Below are 22,356 nucleotides of genomic sequence, written 5' to 3'. Positions count from 1 at the left end.
GGATGCTCAGACGCATAACCGAATGTCTCCTGCTGATCAGCGCAGCGTTTTATACAGGAATGCTCACAGCGGCAGCCAATGCGCCCGAGCAATATACCCTGCTGGGCCGCTCGTCCATGGCCCATACCGAGGTCAAGCTGGATGATGTTCACCGCGCCTGGCTACAGGATCGGCAAGCGCTGGTCCTGGGAACTTCCGCCCCGGATTACCCGCCCTTCGATCTCTCCACCAGCGGACGCGACTACGAAGGCCTGACGGCTGATTACGCCGACATCATCGCCAAGGCCATCGACCTGCCCATGACAGTCCTGCGCTTCGATTCCCGCGAGGCGGCCATGGCCGCACTCAAGGACGGGCAAATCGATATGCTTGGCACCGCCAACGGTTTCGAGGCGCGCAACCCCGACATTGTGCTGTCGACGCCGTACGCAGTGGACCAACCCGTTCTCGTCACCCGAACGAATGAAAGCCGATCCCTGACTGACGATCTCGAGGGGTTGCGGCTGAGCATGGTTTATCACTACCTGCCGCTACGGGAAATTGAAAAACTCTACCCCAAGGCACTCATTACCACCTACCCGTCCTACCAGAACGCCATCAATGCCGTCGCCTTCGGTCAGGCCGATGTATTTCTCGGCGATACCCTTTCCACCCACTACATGATCAACAAGGGCTACTTGAGCAATATCCGCATGGCCAGCTTCGGCAAACACGAATCCCATGGGTTCGGTTTCGCCGTACGACGTAGCGACACACGCTTGCTGGAAGTCATCAACGCTACGCTGAGCCAGGTTTCCATTGCCGAGCAAGCCGCCATCTCCAAGCGCTGGAGTGCAGGCAGCGACCTGTATCTCACGGACCACAGGATACAACTGACCGACCGCGAGCAACGCTGGCTGGCGAGGCATCCGGTGGTCCGGGTGGTGGTGAACGAAACCTCCGCGCCCTTCACCTTCTTCGATGCGGATGGGGACTTTCGCGGTATCAGTGCCGACCTGCTGGAACTGATCCGGCTGCGCACCGGCCTGCGCCTGGACATCCAGCGCCGCCAGAACGACAGCGAAATGATTACTGCGGTCCTCAACGATCAAGCCGACATGATCGCCGCACTGTTGCCCAGCAGTGAACGACAACTCCAGTTGAAGTTCAGCCGCCCCTACGTCGACAGCTCGTTCGTCCTGCTGACCCGCAAACAGTCCGACACGCCCACGACACTCGATCAGTTAGGCCACGCCAGCCTGGCAATCGCCAAAGGCAATCCGGTCATCGGATGGCTACGCAGCCAGTACCCGAACCTTCAAATCATCGAAACGGACGGCCCCCTGCGCGCCGTGGAAATGCTCGCCCATGGCCAGGTCGACGGCAGCGTGCACTCGCAGGTGATGGCCAACTACTTCATCTCCTCCTATGCGTGGCGCGACAGGTTGCAAATCAGCAGCACGGTGGGCACCCAACAAGCCATGTTCGCGCTGGCCACGGCAAAAAACGCCACAGAGTTGAACGCCATCCTCGACAAGGCCCTGACCAGCATCGCCCCTGACGAACTGGGCGTCATCAACAACCGCTGGCGCGGTTACGTCTCGCCCTCGGAACACACCTGGCGCACCTACAACCGCCTGTTCCTCCAGGTCGTCGTGGGCGTTGGCCTGTTGTTGCTGTTTTCCCTGGCGTGGAACGCCTACATGCAGCGCCAGATCAGGCAACGCCAACGGGCGGAACTGGCCCTCAATGATCAACTCGAATTCATGCATTCACTGCTCAACGGCACCCCCCATCCCATCTACGTGAGGGATCGCAACGGCATCCTGCAAAGCTGCAACGACAGCTACCTGCAAACGTTCGACGTCAAACGCGAGGACGTCATCGGCAAGAGCCTGATGCCAGGATCCATGAGCAACGCCTTCGAAGCGCAGGAGTACCAGGCAGACTACCAACGCGTCATGGCCGAAGGCACCGCCCTGATCGTCGACCGTCCCCTGCACATCGGGGACAGGCAACTGACGATCTATCACTGGATCCTCCCCTACCGAAACTCCGCCGCCGAAGTGCAAGGCATCATCGGCGGCTGGATCGACATCAGTGAGCGGCGCCAGCTGTTCGAGGAACTGCGCGCGTCCAAGCAACGGGCCGATGACGCGAACCGCGCCAAAAGCACGTTCCTGGCAACCATGAGCCATGAAATCCGCACCCCCATGAACGCGGTGATCGGCATGCTTGAGCTGGCCCTGAAACAGGCCGACAAGGGCCGTGTGGACCGTTCGACCATCGAAGTCGCGTACGAGTCGGCCTCCGGCATGCTCGAACTGATAGGCGATATTCTGGACATCGCCCGTATCGAATCCGGTCATCTGAGCCTGGCCCCCGAACGCGTCAATCTCAGGGCGTTGCTGCAATCGGTCATTCGGGTATTCGAGGGCGTGGCCCGGCAGAAAAACCTGGCGTTGTCCCTGCAGTTCGACGCCGCCGAGGGCAGCCCTGACGTGTTGATGGACCCGTTGCGGTTCAAACAGGTGCTGTCGAACCTGATCAGCAATGCCCTCAAATTTACCGAGCAGGGCCAGGTAGTGATCAAGGTCCGGCTATCTCCAACCGACCGGGACGACGTCCTGCAAATGCACCTGGAGGTCAGCGACAGCGGCATCGGTATTGCTCCGGCGGACCTGCAACGTTTGTTCAAGCCGTTTGCCCAGGTCGATAACACCAGCCGGATGGCCCGCAACGGTGCGGGGTTAGGGCTGGTGATCAGTCGCAACCTGTGCCGGATGATGGGCGGCAGCCTGCACATGAACAGCCAACCCGGCATCGGCACCCAGGTCCAGGTCTGCCTGCAGCTGAGCGTCCTTTCGACGGCGCCGGTTCGCCCCCCACCTGAACCGGTCATCGAAACGGCCCAGGCCACCCTGAACGTCCTGATCGTGGACGATCATCCCGCCAATCGCCTGCTGATGTCGCAGCAATTGGAATACCTGGGCCATCACTACCAGGTCGCCCATGATGGTGCCCACGGGCTCGAGGTCTGGCAAAAGGACCACTTCGATCTGGTCATCGCTGATTGCAACATGCCCATCATGAGCGGCTACGAACTGGCCCGGTCGATTCGTCGCGATGAATCCGAGCAGCAACGACCGCCCTGCACCCTACTGGGGTTCACTGCCAATGCCCAACCGGAGGAAAAACAACGCTGCCAGGACGCTGGGATGGACGACTGCCTGTTCAAGCCAATCAGCCTGAGCGCCTTGAGCCAATGGATCAAGGCGGTCAAACCCGCCAGTTGTCCGGCAGTTTTCAGCATACAAAGCCTGCAGGCGTTGACCGGCGGCGACCCGTCGTCCAACCGGCGGCTGCTGGCCGAATTGCTCAGCAGCAGCCGCTCGGACCGCCAGGAGTTGCTCGACGTCGCCCACAGCGCAAACCGGCCAGCGCTGACCGAAATAGCGCACAAGATAAAAGGCGTCGCCCGCATCGTCCAGGCAACCTCACTGATCCAGCGGTGCGAGGCGTTGGAGCACGCTTGTCACCAGGCCCAGGCGCCCAGGCGAATCAGCGATTGCATCGACGCCCTCGACCGAGCCATGAGCGAACTGGAGCGGGCCCTCGAAACGGAGATCGCCAAGGCAAAATAATCCAGCGTTTACTATGCTATTCGCTCAGCAGTGCGTACCTGGGGGGTTCTCGATCGGTTTCCCTGCACGCGGGGACACCCATCGAGAACGCCCCCTGACACTTGGAGTGACTGCAATGCCCAGCGCACCGCGTCCGGAAAAACGCCGGTTCCCCCTGCACGTTCACATCAGCGTGATGTTTACCCTGCTTCTGTTGCTGACCGGGGTGGTGCTGGGGATTTTCAATTACCGGCAAACCACGCAAATCATCCTGTCCAGCAGTGAGAAACTGTTCAACCGTATTGAACAGGATGTGCGCCTGGATCTATACGACACCTACGAACCCATCCGCCACCTGTTGAGCCTGTTGGCCGACTACCCGGCGACGCGCACTCCCCAGATGGCGCAACGCCTGGCCCTGCTCGTGCCCTTCAGCCAGGCACTGCGGGACAACCCGAACCTGGCATCGTTGTACCTGGGCGATCATCAGGGCAACTTCATGATGGTCCGGCCATTGCGCACCGCGACCCTGAAAGTCGCCCTGCAGGCACCGGCCGAGGCGGTTTACCAAGTCTGGACCGTGGAGCGGGCAACCGAGCAAGGCCCGGTTCACTCCCAGTCGCTGTTCTACGACGAGACGCTGACGCTCATCGGGCGCCGGGACATTGCCGACGAAACCTACGACCCCCGCAGCCGCAGCTGGTTTCGCAGCGCCGCCGACAGCACCGAGCAGATCACCACCGAGCCCTACGTTTTTTTCTCCACCCATAACGTCGGCACCACCCTCGCCCTGCGCAGTGGCGAGCAGGCTGTCATCGGCGCCGACCTGACCCTGGCGGCCCTGTCCCAGACCCTGGCCAAACACAAGGTGACCACCGGCACCGAAGTCGTCTTGCTCGATCCCGAGGGCAACGCAGTGGGTTATCCCGACAGCAGCCGGCTGCTCGCCGATGCCCAGTCGGCACGCCTGATCAAGGCCCGAGACCTCAGCCCGGCCATCGCCGCGGCGCTCGACGACCACACCGATGCCACGCGCCTGGAAACGGACGGACGCCAGTGGATCGTTTCTCGCAGCCACATGCAGGAAGGCGGGCCCCAGGGCCTGGAACTGGCGCTGCTGGTCCCTGAAGATGAGCTGCTGGACAATGCCTATCGCATGCGCTGGCAAGGCGCGCTCATCACCCTCGCCACGCTGCTGCTGTGCCTGCCCCTGGGGTGGCTGACGTCCAGGATCCTGGTCAAGCCCTTGCGCGAACTGGTGCAGGAGGCCGATGCCATTCGCAGCTTTGACTTCAACTACCCGGTGTCCCGTCGCTCCCCGGTGCTGGAAGTCGATCAGTTGAGCGTGTCGATGGCGCGCATGAAAGAGACCCTGGCGAGTTTCTTTGAAATCACCGCCAGCCTGCGCGCCGAAACCCGCTTCGCCCCGTTGCTGGAACGGGTGTTGTTTGAAACCGTAAAAATCGGCCAGGCCCAGGCAGGCCTGATCTACTTGCGCGAGAACGACGACAACCGGGTCAAGCCGTATGGGCTGGTCATCAATGGAACACCCAGGGACCTCGAGACCTTCAAGTTACGCAGTCATGAGCTCCAGGCTGGCGACAGCCCGCAATGGCTCCAGCAACTGGCCACCTCGGACAACCTCGTGGCCTCCCTGGGCTTCGAACAGGCAGCCGATCTGCAGAGCGTCCTGCGGGAGCTGGACTCGCCGCGCGTCCATCTGATCGGCATTCGCCTTCGCAATCGGCACCAGGAAACCGTCGGCGTACTGGTACTGCTGATCACCGACAGCGGCACCGAAGCCGACCTGGAAAAACTGCAGCCCGACCGCATCGCCTTCCTGCAGGCCGTGTCCGGTGCCGCCGCCGTGAGCATCGAGGGCCAGCGCCTGCAAGCCAGGCAAAAGCAGTTGCTGGACGCCTTCATCCAATTGCTGGCCGGCGCGATCGATGCCAAGAGTCCCTACACTGGCGGCCATTGCCAGCGGGTGCCGGTCCTGACCCTGATGCTCGCCCAGGCGGCCGCCGCCAGCCAGCTACCGGCATTCGAAACCTATCGGCCCACCGAGGACGAATGGGAAGCCCTGCACATCGCCGCCTGGCTGCACGATTGCGGCAAGGTCACCACCCCCGAATATGTGGTCGACAAGGCCACCAAGCTGGAAACCCTGAACGACCGGATCCACGAGATACGCACCCGCTTCGAGGTGCTCAAGCGCGACGCCTGGGTCGATTACTGGCAGGCCGTGGCAAGCGGCGGCGAGCCGTCATCCCTGGCGCAACAGCGCGACGCGACATTGACGACCCTGGATGACGACTTTGCTTTCGTCGCCCGCTGCAACCTGGGCTCCGAAGCCATGGCCGAGGCCGATCTGCAACGCCTGCGACACATCGCGCAACGCCCGTGGACGCGGACCCTCGATGATCGCCTGGGGGTTTCCTGGGAAGAAAACCGACGCCAGGCCCGCACGCCCAAGCCGACACTACCGGTCACTGAGCCACTGTTGGCAGACAAGCCCGAGCACCTGCTCGAACACCACCAAGCCGAACTGATCCCGGCGGAAAATCCGTGGGGCTTCCAGCTCGACGTACCGGCCTGGAAATACAACCGCGGCGAGCTCTACAACCTGAGCATCACGCGAGGCACGCTAACCCGCGAGGAGCGCTACGTCATCAACCATCACATGGTGCAGACGATCCTGATGCTCAGCCAGTTGCCCTTTCCCAGCCACTTGGACAACGTGGCGGAGATCGCTGGCGGTCATCACGAGAAGATGGACGGCAGTGGATATCCCAAGCGCCTCAAACGCGAAGAGATGAGCCTGCCGGCGCGCATGATGGCCATTGCCGACATTTTCGAAGCGCTGACGGCAGCCGACCGCCCCTACAAGAAAGCGAAGAAACTGAGCGAGGCCCTGGGCATCATGGCCACCATGTGCCGTGACGCCCATATCGATCCCGAGCTGTTCGGGCTGTTCATCGATGAAAAGATCTACCTGAGCTACGCCAACCAGTTCCTCGACCCGCACCAGATCGACGAAATCGATCCCCACGACCTGCTGGTCAAGGCAGGGTTGAAGGCATGATCAGCAATCCGTCAGGCGCAGGAATATCGCGGCCAACTGCTCGATGCCGGCTTGATCATGCTCGGTAAAACGCGCCAGTTTCGGGCTGTCCAGGTCGAGCACGCCGATCAGTCGCCCGTCCTTGACCAGCGGCACCACCAGTTCGCTGTTCGACGCGCTGTCGCAGGCGATGTGCCCGGCGAAGGCATGGACGTCTTCGACGCGCTGGGTCTGCCGGGTCGCGGCCGCCGTACCGCACACGCCGCGGCCAAAGGGGATCCGCACGCAGGCGATCTGGCCCTGGAACGGTCCCAGGACCAGCTCTTCGTTGCGATTGAGGTAAAAACCGGCCCAGTTCAGGTCGTCCAGCTGACTGGACAGGAAAGCCGAGAACTGCGCGGCGTTGGCGATGAAGTCACGCTCATCGGCCAGCAAGGATTCCAGCTGTGCCGATAACAACGCGTAGCCGTCAAGGCCGACTCCGGTGCCCTTCAAATCGATCATGCCTTGTGCTCCAACAATTTCAGGCCTACCCAATAACGGGCAAACTGATAGGCGCAACGTCCGTTGCGATTGCCGCGACCGGTTGCCCAGCGCACCGCCAGTACATCCAGCGCTTCGTCGCGCTGCCAGGCCAGCCCGGCCTTGGCTGCCAATTCGCCGATCCAGTGCTCCACCACGTCGAGGAAATGCTCCTGGGTAAACGGATAAAACGACAGCCACAGGCCAAAGCGGTCGGACAAGGCGATCTTGTCCTCTACCGCTTCGCTGGGATGAAGTTCGCCGTCGACCCGTTTCCAGTTCTCGTTGTCGCTTTCCTTCTCCGGCACCAGGTGACGACGGTTGGAAGTGGCATACAGCAACACGTTGTCCGGCGCCTGCTCCAGGGATCCATCCAACACGCTCTTGAGCACGCGGTAATCGCCTTCACCGGATTCGAACGACAAGTCATCGCAGAACAACACGAAGCGCTGGGGCAGTTTCGCAACCTGCTCCACCACCCGAGGCAGATCGGCCAGGTGATCGCGTTCGATCTCGATCAAGCGCAGGCCATGCGGGGCATGTTCAGCCAACAGGGCGCGTACCAGGGACGACTTGCCGGTGCCACGCGAGCCCCAGAGCAAGGCATGGTTGGCGGGCATGCCATCGATGAACTGCCGGGTATTGCGGCCCAGTTGTTCGACCTGGCGGTCCACGCCGATCAGGTCCGACAGGCGCATGTCGAGGCTGACCTGCAGCGGCAGCAGGTAGCCGCTACGGCCGTCACGCTGCCAGCGGGCGGCCAGGGTCTGGGTCCAATCGATGGTAGGCCGGGGCGCCGGCAGCAAAGGCTCGATCCGGGCCAGCACGGCATCGGCACGCTCAAGAAAAGCATTCAATCGCGAGTCCACGTCTTCTCCTCGGACAGGTTCACAGTAATGATGGCGCTCGAGCTACGAAACGTCATATCCAATGGCGGGTCTACTTCACACAATACACACCGGCTGCACCGGTATTCAGAGATGATCAGCTATGCTTGACCGGCGAAGGGAAACGTAAGTGGTTCATCACTCAATGGACATCAGATTCACCCAACGGCTTTCCTACAAGCAGGCCCGCCTGACCGTCCTGGTGGGCTTCGTGTTGGGCACCTTGCTCAGTCTGATGCAGATCGGCATCGATTATGCCAGCGAAGACGCGTCGATCAACCGTGAAATCCTCTCGCTGCTGGAAATCAGCCACAACCCGGCCTCGCGCATCGCCTACAACATCGACGCAGAGCTCGCCCAGGAGCTGTCCATGGGCCTGTTGCGCTCACCAGCCATCATTGGGGCCGAGCTGATCGACAACAACAATACCGTGCTCGCCAGCGTCAAGCGGCCCGAGCTGCAAAGCAGCTACCGGTTCATCAGCGATTTCCTGTTCGGCGCCCAGCGTCAGTTCGAGGATCGGCTCTACCTGGATCACTTGCCCAGCGAATCCCTGGGCATGCTGCGACTGGACGTCGACACCTATGCATTCGGCAGTCGTTTCCTGCGCCGTGCCGAGGTCACCTTGCTCAACGGCTTCGCCCGCAGCCTGATCCTGACTGGCCTGCTGCTGGCATTGTTCTACGTGATGCTGACCAAGCCCCTGGTGCGGGTCATCCGCGAACTGAGCAGCCGCGACCCGAGCAGCAACGAACAGAATCGCCTGGAATGCCCGGCCGGCCACCAGTCCGATGAAATCGGCGTACTGGTTTCCGTCGCCAACCAGCAGTTCGAAAATATCTCCACCGAAATCCAGCAGCGGCGCACGGCCGAAAATCGCCTCACCGAATACCTCGCGCAACTGGAGAACATCGTCTCGGCACGCACCGCCGAACTCAAGGCCAGTAACGCCCGCCTCAGCCAGTCCAACGAGGAACTGGAAGTGGCCCGGCGCACGGCCCTGGACATGGCCGAGGCCCGTTCTGCGTTCCTCGCCAACATGAGCCACGAGATCCGCACACCGCTCAACGGCCTGCTGGGAATGATCGCCTTGTCCCTGGACGGCCCCCTGACGGCCGAACAACAGCAACAGCTATCGATTGCCCATGACTCGGGCAAGGTATTGGTCGAACTGCTCAACGATATCCTCGACCTGTCGAAATTCGACGCCGGTCAACTGGAACTCGAACGCATCCCGTTCGACCTCGGCGCCCTGGTGGAGGATACGGCCAACCTGCTTTCCCAGAACGCGGCCCCTAGTGTCGAACTGGCCTGCCTGATCAAGCCGCAGTTCCCGGCGCAGGTACTCGGCGACCCGACCCGGGTACGACAGATCGTCAGCAACCTGCTGTCCAATGCACTGAAGTTCACGCGCTTCGGCCGGGTCGACGTGAAGTTGAGTCATTACGAAGGCGGCGTGCGCATCGAGGTCTGCGACACGGGCATCGGTATCCCCCAGGAAGCCCAGGCGAGAATCCTGCAACCGTTCACCCAGGCCGGCGCCGGGATTACCCGCCAGTTCGGTGGCACCGGGCTGGGCCTGGCACTGACCTACAACCTCTGCGAAGCCATGCAGGGCCGATTGACGATCAGTTCCGAAGCCGGCTTTGGCAGTCAGTTCTGTGCCGACCTGCCCCTGCCCTGCCATCTCCCGGCAACGCCGGTCGAACCGTTGCGCGGCAACGTCGTCGCCATCACCGGCAGCAGCAGCGGCCTGGCCGAGTTGCTGGGCATGCTGTTGCCGGGATGGGGCCTGGATTATGTGCAGCGCTCCATCGACGACGGGTTGCTGGGGCTCACACCCGATGTACTGATTACCGACTGCCCGGAATGCCTGTTCAACCTGCGGCCAACCTTTGACGCACCGATCCTGCTGGTGACCGCCTATGGCAGCTTCATGCCCAGCGAAGAAGCCGCCGCCCTCGCCCCGCTGATACAGCAGGCCCGGCCGCTGGCGCGCCATGCGCTGTACCAGATTCTGCGACGCGCCATGCAAAGCGAGGCGACCGTCATCGATGACGCACAGATCGAAGCCCTGGCGCCGTCCAGGCGTGGACGGGTGCTGCTGGTGGAGGACAACCCGGTCAACCAACTGGTGGCCAAGGGGATGTTGGTAAAGCTGGGCTGCGAAGTCACCGTCGCAGCCCACGGCGCCGAAGCCCTGAGTCAACTGGAACAGCGGGTGTTCGACCTGGTGTTGATGGACTGCAACATGCCGGTGATGGATGGCTACGAAGCCAGTCGACAGATCCGCCAAAGCGGGCGCTGGTCGGACCTGCCGATTGTCGCCCTGACGGCCAACGCAATGCCCGAAGAACGTGAGCGCTGCCGTGCGGCCGGCATGAACGATTACCTGTCCAAGCCGTTCCGCCGCGAAGAACTGGCGGCAGTGCTGGACCAGTGGGTGCCGACTACGTCAGCGCTTTGATTTGGCCCAACAGGTGATCGAGACCGTCTCGCAACGTTGCGAGGCGGTCCAGCTCGATACCGCTGTCGCACAACAGGCGGGCCTTGAGCGGGCCGACCTGTTCACGCAAGGCTCGCCCGGCAGCCGTCAGGCTCAAGTGCACCTCCCGCTCGTCCCGGGCCGAACGCTGGCGCTGGACCAGGTCCAGCTGTTCCAGGCGCTTGAGCAGCGGCGTCAGCGTCCCGGAATCCAGCAGCAAACGTTCACCCAGCGCCTTGACCGTGGGCTGTGGCGGGGCCGTGTCCTGCCATTCCCACAGCACCAGCATCGCCAGGTATTGCGGATAGGTCAGGCCAAGCTCATCGAGCATCGGCTTGTAGCCACGGATCACCGCACGCGAAGCAGCGTACAGCTTGAAGCACAACTGGCTGTCGAGCTTCAGGGAATCGACTGACAGGTCATTCATTTGAGCAGCGCTTCGATCTCACTGGTCAGGTCCTGGGGCTTGGTGGTCGGGGCAAAACGCTTGACCACTTGGCCGTCCCTGCCGATCAGGAACTTGGTGAAATTCCACTTGATGCCTTTGGACCCCAGCACCCCGGGCGCCCGCTGTTTAAGCTGGACGAACAGGGGATGGGCGTTGGCGCCGTTGACCTCGATTTTCTTGAACAGCGGAAAACTCACACCGAAGTTCAACTCGCAGAACTCGGTAATCGCCCCCTCGTCGCCCGGCTCCTGCTTGCCAAACTGATTGCAGGGAAAGCCCAACACCACCAGGCCCTGGTCCTTGTAGGTCTGCCACAACGCCTCAAGCCCCTTGTACTGCGGAGTGAACCCGCACTGGCTGGCCGTGTTGACCACCAGCACAGCCTTGCCGGTGAAATCGGCGAGGGTCTTTTGCTCCCCCTTGATGGTGGTGCACGGGATGCTCAGCAGATTGTCGCTCATGGCAAGGCTCCAAAACGAATAGGACAGGCGGTGAAGATAGCGAGCGATTCAATTGTGTGCAATTTAATTATCGAGATCGGTATGGGCATCGATGATGCTGCAGCCGAACAGACCTGTGGCGAGGGGATTTATCCCCGCTGGGTTGCGCAGCGACTCCAAAAGGCTGAATGCGATCAACCTGAGACACCGAAGTTACCGTTCTTGGGGCTGCTGCGCAGCCCAGCGGGGATAAATCCCCTCGCCACAAGGGCGGCGGCCAATTTAATCGCGGGGCACGAGATCCAGGCACACCGAGTTGATGCAGTACCGCAAACCCGTGGGCGGCGGACCGTCGGGGAAGACGTGGCCCAGGTGGGCGTCGCATCTGGCGCAGACCACCTCGGTGCGAATCATGCCGTGGCTGACGTCCCGCACCTCCACCACCGCGCTGCCCTCGATCGGCGCGTAGAAACTCGGCCAGCCACAACCGGAATCGAATTTGGTCTGCGAATCGAACAATGGTTCGTTGCAGCAGATGCAGTGATACACACCGTCGGTCTTGGTGGCGTTGTATTTACCGGAGAATGGCCGTTCGGTGCCCTTCAACCGACAGACGTTGTACTGCTCCGGGTCGAGCATGGAGCGCCATTCCTCAAGGGTTTTTTCCAACTTTTCCATCGTCCTACCTCGGCAATTGAAAAAGCCCGATCCGACGCTTTTCCGCAGATCGGGCGGCACGTATGATTGCGCCTCGTCAGACGCCAGTCTGGCAGTCACGTCATGCGCATTCAAACGGATTGTGACGCCTATACCGCGTCAGGCCTGGGCACAGACGCAGGATTCCCAGTACGGTAGTTCATACGCCGCCTGGATCGTTCATTTTCGGGAACACATCGCCATGCAGGTCAGCAAATCGAACAAGCTCGCCAACGTCTGCTACGACATTCGCGGCCCGGTGCTCAAGCACGCCAAACGCCTGGAAGAGGAAGGCCATCGCATCCTCAAGCTGAACATCGGTAACCCGGCCCCCTTTGGTTTCGAAGCGCCCGATGAAATCCTCCAGGACGTCATCCGCAACCTGCCGACCGCCCAGGGCTACAGCGACTCCAAGGGCCTGTTCAGCGCCCGCAAGGCCGTGATGCAGTACTACCAGCAGAAGCAGGTCGAAGGTGTCGGCATCGAGGACATCTACCTGGGTAACGGCGTGTCCGAGCTGATCGTGATGTCCATGCAGGCTCTGCTCAACAATGGCGACGAAGTGCTGGTCCCGGCGCCGGACTATCCGCTGTGGACCGCTGCCGTGAGCCTGTCGGGTGGCAATCCGGTGCATTACCTGTGCGACGAACAGGCCAACTGGTTTCCCGACCTGGCGGACATCAAGGCCAAGATCACGCCCAATACCAAGGCTCTGGTAATCATCAACCCGAACAATCCGACCGGCGCGGTGTATTCCAGGGAAGTGCTGCTGGGCATGCTGGAACTGGCCCGCCAACACAACCTGGTGGTGTTTTCCGACGAGATCTACGACAAGATCCTCTACGACGACGCCGTGCACATCTGCACTGCATCCCTGGCACCAGACCTGCTGTGCCTGACCTTCAACGGCCTGTCCAAATCCTATCGGGTAGCGGGTTTCCGTTCAGGCTGGGTTGTTATTTCCGGTCCCAAGCATCATGCCCAGAGCTACATCGAAGGCATCGACATGCTGGCCAACATGCGCCTGTGTGCCAACGTGCCGAGCCAGCATGCGATCCAGACGGCACTGGGCGGTTACCAGAGCATCAACGACCTGGTCCTGCCCCAGGGCCGGCTGCTGGAACAGCGCAATCGAACCTGGGAACTGCTCAACGACATTCCCGGCGTCAGTTGCGTCAAGCCGATGGGCGCGCTGTATGCCTTCCCACGGATCGACCCGAAGGTCTGCCCGATCCACAACGATGAAAAATTCGTCCTCGACCTGCTGCTGTCCGAGAAGCTGCTGGTGGTCCAGGGCACAGCGTTCAACTGGCCGTGGCCGGATCACTTCCGCGTCGTGACCCTGCCACGGGTCGATGACCTCGACCAGGCCATTGGCCGGATCGGCAACTTCCTCAAGTCCTACCGTCAATAAGCCAGACAGCGTGCGGGGGAGCCCTAGCCTCGCACGCTGTTTGATTCAGCAACACATCCGTTCTGCCGACTCCGCAAGGCCTTCTACACTAGGGGTTGGGCAACCCACGGGCACCCCGGCTCAACGTTCACGGGGGGCAGGCGCCATATTTTTTTCCCCAGTCACTTTCAGAAAAGTCTTTCAAACATTTAGGACGGCTGTAGGACACAGTTTGAAATAGTCGGCGAGTTGAATAGCCTGCGGCGGCACCTTATATACCCCGCATAACGCTACATCTTTAGCACGAGGAGATTTTCACAACCATGATGCGCATCCTGCTGTTCTTGGCCACTAACCTGGCGGTCGTGCTGATTGCCAGCATCACCCTGAGCCTCTTCGGCTTCAACGGGTTCATGGCGGCCAACGGGGTTGATCTCAACCTCAATCAGCTGCTGATTTTCTGTGCGGTGTTCGGTTTCGCCGGTTCCCTGTTCTCGCTGTTCATCTCCAAGTGGATGGCGAAGATGAGCACCAGCACCCAGATCATCAGCCAACCGCGCACGCGTCACGAACAATGGCTGCTGCAAACTGTCGAGCAATTGTCCCGCGAAGCCGGTATCAAGATGCCGGAAGTCGGGATTTTCCCAGCCTACGAGGCCAATGCCTTCGCCACCGGCTGGAACAAGAACGACGCACTGGTCGCCGTCAGCCAGGGTTTGCTCGAGCGGTTTTCCCCCGATGAAGTCAAGGCCGTGCTGGCCCACGAGATCGGCCACGTCGCCAACGGCGACATGGTGACCCTGGCGTTGATCCAGGGCGTAGTGAACACCTTCGTGATGTTCTTTGCCCGCATCATCGGCAATTTCGTCGACAAGGTGATTTTCAAGAACGAAGAAGGCCAGGGTATCGCCTACTACGTGGCAACCATCTTCGCCGAGCTGGTACTGGGTATCCTCGCCAGCGCCATCGTCATGTGGTTCTCGCGCAAGCGCGAGTTCCGCGCCGACGACGCCGGTGCACGCCTGGCGGGCACCAGCGCCATGATCAGTGCCCTGCAACGCCTGCGCGCCGAGCAAGGCTTGCCGGTGCACATGCCCGACACCCTGAATGCCTTTGGCATCAACGGTGGCATCAAGCAGGGCCTGGCTCGCATGTTCATGAGCCACCCGCCGCTGGAAGAGCGTATCGACGCACTGCGTCGTCGCGGCTGACAGGTTCGAGCGTCAAGAAAAGCCCGCAGAGATGCGGGCTTTTTTTATCTGCAGGTTTATGCGCTGCCAGGTCTGGCGTCATCGCGAGCAAGCTCGCTCCCACAGGAATCTTCGGTAGACGCAGACTCTTTATTCACTGCCGATCAACTGTGGGAGCGAGCTTGCTCGCGATGGCGCCGGCATAGACGCACAGCATCAACGACTGGAAATCCGATACACCCGCTCATCCAACCGCGTCACCCCAGCCTGCAAGAACTTCCAGCTTTCACCCAACACGTCCTGCTCCTGCAAGACCTCCAGCCGCCAGACATCCCCCAGTAGCCGCTGCACCTCATCATTTCCCACAGAGAAAGGCGGACCAGGCATTTCATCCTGGTTGTAATCCAGGGTAATCAACAACCCGACGCCGTTGGGCAAGATCCTCTGCAGATGAGCCGCGTACCGTTCCCGCATCGGCGCCGGCAAAGCGATCAGCGCCGCGCGGTCGTACAACGCCGTGCAATCGGCCACATCCTCCCGATCCAGGGCAAAGAAATCACCGCAGCGAATCTCGATATCAGCCGCACGAAAGACCTTGAATACGCCCTCCTCGCTCACACTCGGCTCAAGCTGATGCTCAAGGAAAAAATCGATTGTGGCTTTTTCCGACAATTCCACGCCCAGCACCGAATACCCCTGATGGGCAAGCCACAGCAGATCCAGGCTTTTGCCACACAAAGGCACCAGCACCCGACTGCCCTGGACCAGGCCCAGTTGCGGCCAGAACCGTTGCAGGTACGGGTTCACCTCCAGTAAGTGAAAACCAATCTGGTTCGATGACCAGCGCTTGTGCCAAAACTCGGGCTCCATGATAACTCCAATAAATTCGATAAAAACGGGCTAAAACTTATATTAGATTTAGATCATTGACCTGACGGAAGATGATCACATCTTAACGCTCAGGAGCCCCTTCATGCTGCCCAGCCTGTTTATCTCCCATGGCTCACCGATGCTCGCCTTGGAGCCCGGCGACAGCGGTCCGGCATTGGCTCGCCTGGCCGCTCAATTGCCCAAGCCCAAGGCCATCGTCATCGTGTCCGCCCACTGGGAAAGCAACGAATTGCTGGTCAGCGCCAATCCGCAGCCGCGCACCTGGCACGACTTCGGCGGCTTTCCACCAGCCTTGTATGAGGTGCAGTACCCCGCGCCTGGCGATCCTCAACTGGCGACGCAAGTCGCAGCCGTGCTCAACACCGCGAACCTGCCGGCACGCCTCGACCCTCAACGGCCGTCCGACCATGGCGTCTGGGTGCCATTGTCTTTGATGTACCCGGAGGCCAACATCCCGGTGGTGCAGGTTTCCCTGCCCAGCCGCCAGGGACCGATGTTGCAGACACAGGTCGGCCAGGCCCTGGCGAGCCTGCGTCAGCAAGGCATCTTGCTGATCGGTTCCGGCAGCATCACCCACAACCTGCGCGACCTGGACTGGAACGCCGGCCCCGACAGCATTGAGCCCTGGGCCAAGGCCTTTCGCGACTGGATGGTTGAGAAGCTGGCGGCCGACGACGAGGCCGCGCTGCATGATTACCGTCGCCAGGCGCCGAACGCCGCGCGCAGCCACCCCAGCGATGAGCACTTGCTGCCGCTGTATTTTGCCCGGGGTGCGGGGGGCAAGTTCAGCGTTGTCCATGCGGGGTTCACGATGGGGGCACTGGGGATGGACATCTATCGGTTCGATTGACTGATTGGCCTCTATCCACGCCCCCCTGACGGCACACCAAACGACACGCATAAAAAATCCCCGAACCAGTCGGGGATTTTTCATGCTCGATCAATCAGCCCAAGAGCCGATCAATCTTCGCGATAGCGACGCAGCTTGAGCTGCTTGCCAGCCACACGAGTGTCTTTGAGCTTGGTGAGCAACTTCTCCAGACCATCTTCCGGCAGTTCCACCAGGCTGAAGCTGTCACGCACCTGGATGCGACCGATCGCTTCGCGAGCCAGGCCACCTTCGTTAAGAATGGCACCCAGCAGGTTCTTGGCGGCGATGCCGTCACGGGCACCCAGCGCAGTACGGCAGCGCGCACGACCTTCGGCCAGCGGGATCGGTGCACGACGCTCGCGATCACCACGGTCTGGACGATCACCGGTACGCTCGGGACGATCGCCACGCGGTGCGCTGTTCGGCACCAGGGGACGTTCCTTCTCGATTGCAGCCAGGTTCAGCGCTTGGCCATTGGTGGCCTTGCGCAGCAGTGCAGCGGCCAGGGCGCGTGGGGTGCAACCGATGTCGGCGGTCAGGCGATCGAGCAGATCACCGTGGGTCGATTCGGCCTCAGCCACCAGTGGCGACAGGCTGTTGGTCAGTTTCTTGATGCGGGCATCGAGAACGGCCTGGGCGTCCGGCAGGCGAACTTCAGCTACCTTCTGGCCAGTTACACGCTCGATTACTTGCAGCATGCGACGCTCACGCGGGGTAACCAGCAGCAGCGCACGGCCTTCGCGACCAGCACGGCCAGTACGGCCGATACGGTGAACGTAGGATTCCGGATCGTACGGCATGTCCACGTTGAATACGTGGGTGATGCGCGGAACGTCCAGGCCACGGGCAGCAACGTCGGTCGCCACAACGATGTCCAGGCGGCCATCCTTGAGGGAGTCGATCACGCGCTCACGCTGGTTCTGGGCAATGTCACCGTTCAGCGCTGCGGCTTTGTAGCCTTTGGCTTCCAGGGCGCTGGCCAGGTCCAGGGTCGCTTGCTTGGTACGCACGAACATGATCAGGGCGTCGAAGTCTTCCACTTCCAGCAAGCTGAGAACGGCAGACGTCTTCTGGTCAGCGTGAACCAGCAGGTGAGCCTGTTCGATCGCGGTGACGGTCTGCGTCTTGGTCTGGATCTTTACGTGTTGCGGATCGCGCAGGTGGCGCTCGGCAATGGCACGGATCGATTGCGGCAAGGTAGCCGAGAACAATACGGTCTGGCGGGTCGCTGGCAGGGCCTTGAAGATGACTTCCAGGTCATCCATGAAACCCAGCTTGAGCATTTCGTCGGCTTCGTCAAGAACCAGGTGGTTCACGGTGGCCAGGACTTTTTCGTCACGACGCAGGTGATCGCACAGACGCCCCGGAGTAGCGACAACGATCTGCGCGCCATTACGGATGGCTTTCAGCTGTGGGCCCATCGGGGCACCGCCATAAACGGCCACAACAGTAACGCCAGGCATCTGCTTGGAATAGGTTTCGAAAGCGGTTGCTACTTGCAGCGCCAGCTCACGAGTTGGCGCCAGGATCAGGGCTTGCGGTTCGCGCTTGGCAGGATCGATGCGATGCAGGATCGGCAGGGCGAACGCAGCGGTCTTACCCGTACCGGTTTGCGCCTGGCCGATCATGTCGTGGCCGGCCATGATGATCGGGATCGATTGCTGCTGAATCGCCGAAGGTTCTTCGTAGCCGGTCGCGGTGACGGCAGCAAGAATGTTCGGGTTGAGATTAAAAGCGGCGAAGCCGCCGGTTTCCTGGGTCATGGGTCTGCCTCTAAGTGCATCCGCAAAGACCCATGCTCCAAAGCTGCGCATGCCGTGTTGAGACTCAAGAGTCGCCCTGGCTGCTTTGTCGGCGGGGATTTGCGAAAACGAATGAATGAAAAAGAACGTCGTGGAAGCATCCGTTGTGCGGACATGCAACCGAAGCTGACTTCGGGGAATTGCGCTACCTTGACGCGGCCCGGCTAAAGGCCGGCGCGCACTATACCGGAATTCGCCCAAAAAGGGAGCTTTTTTTATTGCCGGACACTGTTATGGGGCTCGTTGGCCTGGGCCTTGGGACAACCGGCTAAAACGGTTCACCTCCAGACAACACAAACTTCATTGTGGCGAGGGGATTTATCCCCGCTGGGGCGCGTAGCGGCCCCCTCAAGGCTCGGTCATTCGTAAATATCCCAACTATGTCGGGGCCGCTTCACAGCCCAGCGGGGATAAATCCCCTCGCCACAGGATCTTCGTCATGCGCAGGGTTTGTGTCAGGTCGCCGGCCGGATCGCCTTGATCAGTGACTGCAACGAATACCCCAAGCGTGGCGCCAGTCCTTCGGCCCTGGCCACCAGTCCTTGCATGTCCAGCTCCTGATCCAGGTCCGCCGGCACGATCAGGATCACATTGCCCTCCTTCACCGGCAGCTCCCAATAATGCCGGTGGTACAAACCGCGCAACAGCGCCGCGCCCAATGGCTTGCCGTCATCGGTGGCCCATTGGTTGATCACCAGCCAGCCACCCGGGTTGAGGCGTTTCTGGCAGTTTTCCAGGAAGCCCCAGGCCAGGTGCCCGACGCCAGGACCGACATCGGTGTAGAGGTCGACGAAAATCAGGTCCGCAGGCTCAGCGCTTTCAAGCAATTCCAGTGCATCGCCGACGCGGATGTACAGTCGCGGATCGTCATCCAGCCCCAAGTATTCGATGGCCAGGCGCGGCACGTCAGGGCGCAATTCGATGGCCTCGACATCTTCCAGCGGCAGGAACTTGAGGCAGGCTTGGGTCAACGTACCAGCGCCCAGCCCCAGAAACAGTGCACTTTCCGGCTGCTCGTGACACAACGCGCCAATGAGCATGGCGCGGGTATAGTCATATTCGAGCCAGCTCGGATCGGCTGTGAACACGCAGCTTTGCTCGATGGCGTCGCCAAACTCCAGAAACCGGTAATCGGCCACTTCGAATACGCGAATCATGCCGAACTCGTCGTGCACCTCGGCGAGCAAATGCTCGACGCGCTCCTCTGTCATTTCATCTCCTGATGGTTGCCGTGCCGGCATGAGCCTGCGGATACGGGACAAAGGCGCGATTGTCCGCGAAGCAACCGGAACAGGTCACGTACTAATTTGCTGATAACATGGCCGTCCGAGCGTAAATCACCTAGAGATCATGATGAGCCAACCCTGGAGCCCTGACAGCTGGCGCGCCCTGCCGATCCAGCAACAACCCCGCTACCCCGACGCCGCGCACCTGTTGCAGGTGGAGCAAACCCTGGCCAGTTATCCGCCCTTGGTGTTTGCCGGCGAAGCCCGGGAGTTGCGCCGTCAGTTCGCCGAAGTGACCCAGGGCCGGGCGTTCCTGCTGCAAGGCGGCGACTGCGCCGAGAGCTTTGCCGAGTTCTCGGCGGCCAAGATCCGCGACACCTTCAAGGTGCTCTTGCAGATGGCGATCGTCATGACCTTCGCCGCCGGCTGCCCGGTGGTCAAGGTCGGGCGCATGGCCGGACAGTTCGCCAAGCCGCGCTCGGCCAACGACGAAACCATTGACGGGGTGACCTTGCCGGCCTACCGGGGCGACATCGTCAACGGCATCGGTTTCGACGAGAAAAGCCGCGTACCGGACCCGGAGCGGTTGTTGCAGTCCTACCACCAGTCCACCGCTACCTTGAACCTGCTGCGCGCCTTCGCCCAGGGCGGGTTCGCCGACCTGCACCAGGTGCACAAGTGGAACCTGGACTTCATCGCCAACTCGGCCCTGGCGGAAAAGTACAGCCACCTGGCCGACCGCATCGACGAAACCCTGGCATTCATGCGCGCCTGCGGCATGGACAGCTCGCCGCAACTGCGTGAAACCAGCTTTTTCACTGCCCACGAAGCGCTGCTGCTCAACTACGAAGAAGCCTTCGTGCGCCGTGACAGCCTGACCAACGACTACTACGACTGCTCGGCCCATATGCTGTGGATCGGCGACCGCACCCGTCAGTTGGATGGCGCCCATGTCGAATTCCTGCGCGGGGTGAACAACCCGATCGGGGTCAAGGTCGGCCCGAGCATGGACCCTGACGACCTGATCCGCCTGATCGACGTGCTCAATCCAAACAACGACCCGGGCCGGCTGAACCTGATCGCCCGGATGGGCGCCAACAAGGTCGGCGAACACTTGCCGCCGCTATTGCGCGCCGTGCAGCGTGAAGGCAAGCAAGTGTTGTGGAGCTCCGACCCGATGCATGGCAACACCATCAAGGCCAGCAGCGGCTACAAGACCCGGGACTTTGCGCAGATCCTCGGTGAAGTGAAGCAGTTCTTCCAGGTCCACGAAGCTGAAGGCACCTATGCCGGCGGAATTCACATCGAAATGACCGGGCAAAACGTCACTGAATGCATCGGCGGCGCGCGCCCGATTACCGAGGATGGGCTATCGGACCGCTACCACACCCACTGCGACCCGCGGATGAATGCCGATCAGTCGCTGGAGCTGGCGTTCCTGATTGCCGAGACGTTGAAGCAGGTTCGGCGGTAGGTTCTTCTTCGCCGGTTGGACTGCTATCGCGAGCAAGCTCGCTCCCACAAGGGGGTCCCGGGTGACCACAGGTTTTGTGTTCACAACAGGTCCAATGTGGGAGCGAGCTTGCTCGCGATAGCGTCGGGTCAGTCACCACTTAACTGGGCCAATACCACCGCCAACCGAACCCCGCCCGCCCGCTGACAATTGAGTTGGACCCTTTCCAACCCCAACCAATCGGCCATGCGCCGCAGGTTCACCGCCAAGGCTTGCACCCCCTCCTCGTCCAACCCTGGTTCTTCCTCGTGCACCGCATGCACCGCCAACCGCCCCAGGGCCCGCTCCGCCCGCAGGTCCACCCGAGCGGCGATGCGTTCATTGTGCAGGAACGGCAACACGTAATAGCCATACACCCGCTTGTGGACAGGCGTGTAGATCTCCAACCGGTAGCGAAAGTCGAACAACCGCTCGGTACGGCCGCGCTCCCAGACCAGCGAGTCGAACGGCGACAGCAAGGCACTGGCGGCGACTTTGCGAGGAACTTTCGCCGCGGGTCGGCACCAGGCCGGTTGTTTCCAGCCCTGCACCTGGCAGCGCAGCAGCTCTCCGGCCTCCTCCAACTCAACCAGGCGCCCGCGGCTGTCGGCCGGAGCGAGGCGAAAGTAGTCGCGCAGGTCTTTCTCTGTCGCAATGCCCAAGGCGTCGGCTGCATGCAGCAGCAAGGCGCGTTGGGCCTGGGCCTCGTCCGGCAACGGTTGCTGCAGGATCGAGGCCGGCAGTACCCGTTCGGGCAAGTCGTAGAGCCGCTCGAACCCACGCCGCCCCGCTACCGTGACTTCGCCTGCGGCGAACAGCCACTCCAACGCATGTTTCTCCGCACTCCAGTCCCACCAAGGCCCGGCCTTTTCCTGACGCGTAGACAAGCTGCCAGCACCCAGGGCGCCTTGCTCCCGGACCGACGCCAGAACGCGGCGGATGACATCCTGGCGTTCTTGGCCGAAACGCGCCAACTGCTGATAAATCCCTTCGCCACCCGCCGCCCGATTCATGCGCCAGCGCATCAGCGGATACATCGAGATCGGCAGCAGCGAAGCTTCATGCCCCCAGTATTCGAACAGCGTACGACGTCGGCCCTGGCTCCAGGCTGCTTGATCAAGCAAATCGCGATTGTAGTGACCGAGACGGGAGAACAGCGGGAGGTAGTGCGAGCGCACCAACGCATTGACTGAGTCGATCTGCAGGACGCCGAGGCGTTCGATCAGGCGGTTGAGGCGTGAGGGTTGCACCGAAGCTGGCGGTGAGCGCCCATCGAATCCTTGGGCGGCCAACGCCAGACGCCGGGCCTGTTTGAGGGTAAAGGACAGAGTCGCGGGCATGGAGATC

At 61.3% G+C, this 22,356-nt stretch carries 16 protein-coding genes; 7 read left to right on the top strand and 9 right to left on the bottom strand.

Translation table 11 applies throughout. The features are described 5' to 3' along the window. Positions 1-2 precede the first annotated feature (2 nt). Together BT116_RS04930 and BT116_RS04925 are read left to right on the top strand one after the other, a co-directional pair. Positions 3-3,623: a transporter substrate-binding domain-containing protein gene (locus BT116_RS04930; protein ID WP_072340616.1), complete on the top strand. Its 3,621-nt coding sequence runs from the start codon at positions 3-5 to the stop codon at positions 3,621-3,623. A gap of 115 nt (positions 3,624-3,738) precedes the next feature. After that, positions 3,739-6,687 carry an HD domain-containing phosphohydrolase gene (locus BT116_RS04925; RefSeq protein ID WP_072340614.1) on the top strand — a complete coding sequence of 983 codons (2,949 nt, stop codon included), beginning with the start codon at positions 3,739-3,741 and terminating at the stop codon, positions 6,685-6,687. Here the strand turns inward: BT116_RS04925 and BT116_RS04920 are convergent, their stop codons facing one another. Both BT116_RS04920 and BT116_RS04915 read right to left on the bottom strand, forming a co-directional pair. Beyond that, complete coding sequence (locus tag BT116_RS04920; RefSeq protein ID WP_014337288.1) at positions 6,688-7,170, bottom strand: GAF domain-containing protein; 483 nt, start codon at positions 7,168-7,170, stop codon at positions 6,688-6,690. Further along, the gene (locus BT116_RS04915; RefSeq protein WP_072340612.1) at positions 7,167-8,057 is read right to left on the bottom strand and encodes an ATP-binding protein; all 891 of its coding nucleotides are present in this window, start codon (positions 8,055-8,057) and stop codon (positions 7,167-7,169) included. Before BT116_RS04915 ends, BT116_RS04920 begins: the two co-directional genes overlap by 4 nt. A gap of 163 nt (positions 8,058-8,220) precedes the next feature. Between BT116_RS04915 and BT116_RS04910 the strand changes: the two genes are divergently transcribed. Further along, positions 8,221-10,542 (top strand): hybrid sensor histidine kinase/response regulator, encoded by a 2,322-nt coding sequence (locus tag BT116_RS04910; protein ID WP_072340609.1) that lies wholly within the window; start codon positions 8,221-8,223, stop codon positions 10,540-10,542. On the opposite strand, the gene BT116_RS04905 is transcribed toward BT116_RS04910, so the two are convergent. From BT116_RS04905 to msrB, 3 genes are all read right to left on the bottom strand, one after another. After that, positions 10,526-10,987, bottom strand: a complete 462-nt coding sequence (locus tag BT116_RS04905) for a MarR family winged helix-turn-helix transcriptional regulator (protein ID WP_072340607.1) — start codon at positions 10,985-10,987, stop codon at positions 10,526-10,528. The genes BT116_RS04910 and BT116_RS04905 overlap by 17 nt on opposite strands. Then, a complete protein-coding gene (locus BT116_RS04900) occupies positions 10,984-11,469 on the bottom strand; it encodes a glutathione peroxidase (RefSeq protein ID WP_072340604.1) in 486 nt (161 codons plus the stop codon). Before BT116_RS04900 ends, BT116_RS04905 begins: the two co-directional genes overlap by 4 nt. 261 nt (positions 11,470-11,730) lie before the next feature. Beyond that, the gene (gene msrB, locus BT116_RS04895) at positions 11,731-12,126 is read right to left on the bottom strand and encodes a peptide-methionine (R)-S-oxide reductase MsrB (protein WP_072340602.1); all 396 of its coding nucleotides are present in this window, start codon (positions 12,124-12,126) and stop codon (positions 11,731-11,733) included. Between the two features lie 220 nt (positions 12,127-12,346). On the opposite strand from msrB, the gene BT116_RS04890 reads away from it, so the two are divergent. Further along, positions 12,347-13,558, top strand: a complete 1,212-nt coding sequence (locus tag BT116_RS04890; RefSeq protein WP_003199412.1) for a pyridoxal phosphate-dependent aminotransferase — start codon at positions 12,347-12,349, stop codon at positions 13,556-13,558. A 302-nt stretch (positions 13,559-13,860) separates the two neighbouring features. Continuing rightward, positions 13,861-14,748 (top strand): protease HtpX, encoded by an 888-nt coding sequence (gene htpX / locus BT116_RS04885; protein WP_072340599.1) that lies wholly within the window; start codon positions 13,861-13,863, stop codon positions 14,746-14,748. 195 nt (positions 14,749-14,943) lie between these two features. Here htpX and BT116_RS04880 read toward each other — a convergent pair whose 3' ends face one another. Then, positions 14,944-15,597, bottom strand: coding sequence for a thiopurine S-methyltransferase (locus BT116_RS04880; RefSeq protein ID WP_072340597.1), 654 nt, complete (start codon positions 15,595-15,597; stop codon positions 14,944-14,946). A 103-nt stretch (positions 15,598-15,700) separates the two neighbouring features. Between BT116_RS04880 and BT116_RS04875 the strand changes: the two genes are divergently transcribed. After that, positions 15,701-16,468: a DODA-type extradiol aromatic ring-opening family dioxygenase gene (locus BT116_RS04875; protein ID WP_072340594.1), complete on the top strand. Its 768-nt coding sequence runs from the start codon at positions 15,701-15,703 to the stop codon at positions 16,466-16,468. 110 nt (positions 16,469-16,578) lie between these two features. Here the strand turns inward: BT116_RS04875 and BT116_RS04870 are convergent, their stop codons facing one another. Beyond that, positions 16,579-18,252: a DEAD/DEAH box helicase gene (locus tag BT116_RS04870; RefSeq protein WP_072340592.1), complete on the bottom strand. Its 1,674-nt coding sequence runs from the start codon at positions 18,250-18,252 to the stop codon at positions 16,579-16,581. Positions 18,253-18,746: 494 nt separating this feature from the next. Further along, complete coding sequence (locus BT116_RS04865; protein WP_003199402.1) at positions 18,747-19,502, bottom strand: spermidine synthase; 756 nt, start codon at positions 19,500-19,502, stop codon at positions 18,747-18,749. A gap of 142 nt (positions 19,503-19,644) precedes the next feature. On the opposite strand from BT116_RS04865, the gene BT116_RS04860 reads away from it, so the two are divergent. Beyond that, entirely contained in the window at positions 19,645-20,991 is a 1,347-nt protein-coding gene (locus BT116_RS04860; RefSeq protein WP_072340590.1) for a class II 3-deoxy-7-phosphoheptulonate synthase, read from the top strand. Between the two features lie 128 nt (positions 20,992-21,119). Here the strand turns inward: BT116_RS04860 and BT116_RS04855 are convergent, their stop codons facing one another. Continuing rightward, the gene (locus tag BT116_RS04855; RefSeq protein WP_072340587.1) at positions 21,120-22,349 is read right to left on the bottom strand and encodes a winged helix-turn-helix domain-containing protein; all 1,230 of its coding nucleotides are present in this window, start codon (positions 22,347-22,349) and stop codon (positions 21,120-21,122) included. Positions 22,350-22,356 lie beyond the last annotated feature (7 nt).

This window comes from Pseudomonas sp. NFACC16-2, assembly GCF_900119205.1.
GTDB lineage: Bacteria > Pseudomonadota > Gammaproteobacteria > Pseudomonadales > Pseudomonadaceae > Aquipseudomonas > Aquipseudomonas fluorescens_Q.
This window is presented reverse-complemented; position numbering and strand designations above follow the sequence as displayed.

Coding starts and splice junctions, on each gene's coding strand:
- htpX (WP_072340599.1), top strand. CDS start 13,861: ATGATGCGCATCCTGCTGTTCTTGGCCACTAACCTGGCGGTCGTGCTG.
- BT116_RS04855 (WP_072340587.1), bottom strand. CDS start 22,349: ATGCCCGCGACTCTGTCCTTTACCCTCAAACAGGCCCGGCGTCTGGCG.
- BT116_RS04860 (WP_072340590.1), top strand. CDS start 19,645: ATGAGCCAACCCTGGAGCCCTGACAGCTGGCGCGCCCTGCCGATCCAG.
- BT116_RS04890 (WP_003199412.1), top strand. CDS start 12,347: ATGCAGGTCAGCAAATCGAACAAGCTCGCCAACGTCTGCTACGACATT.
- BT116_RS04920 (WP_014337288.1), bottom strand. CDS start 7,170: ATGATCGATTTGAAGGGCACCGGAGTCGGCCTTGACGGCTACGCGTTG.
- BT116_RS04925 (WP_072340614.1), top strand. CDS start 3,739: ATGCCCAGCGCACCGCGTCCGGAAAAACGCCGGTTCCCCCTGCACGTT.
- BT116_RS04870 (WP_072340592.1), bottom strand. CDS start 18,252: ATGACCCAGGAAACCGGCGGCTTCGCCGCTTTTAATCTCAACCCGAAC.
- BT116_RS04865 (WP_003199402.1), bottom strand. CDS start 19,502: ATGACAGAGGAGCGCGTCGAGCATTTGCTCGCCGAGGTGCACGACGAG.
- BT116_RS04900 (WP_072340604.1), bottom strand. CDS start 11,469: ATGAGCGACAATCTGCTGAGCATCCCGTGCACCACCATCAAGGGGGAG.
- BT116_RS04880 (WP_072340597.1), bottom strand. CDS start 15,597: ATGGAGCCCGAGTTTTGGCACAAGCGCTGGTCATCGAACCAGATTGGT.
- BT116_RS04930 (WP_072340616.1), top strand. CDS start 3: ATGCTCAGACGCATAACCGAATGTCTCCTGCTGATCAGCGCAGCGTTT.
- BT116_RS04910 (WP_072340609.1), top strand. CDS start 8,221: ATGGACATCAGATTCACCCAACGGCTTTCCTACAAGCAGGCCCGCCTG.
- BT116_RS04875 (WP_072340594.1), top strand. CDS start 15,701: ATGCTGCCCAGCCTGTTTATCTCCCATGGCTCACCGATGCTCGCCTTG.
- BT116_RS04905 (WP_072340607.1), bottom strand. CDS start 10,987: ATGAATGACCTGTCAGTCGATTCCCTGAAGCTCGACAGCCAGTTGTGC.
- msrB (WP_072340602.1), bottom strand. CDS start 12,126: ATGGAAAAGTTGGAAAAAACCCTTGAGGAATGGCGCTCCATGCTCGAC.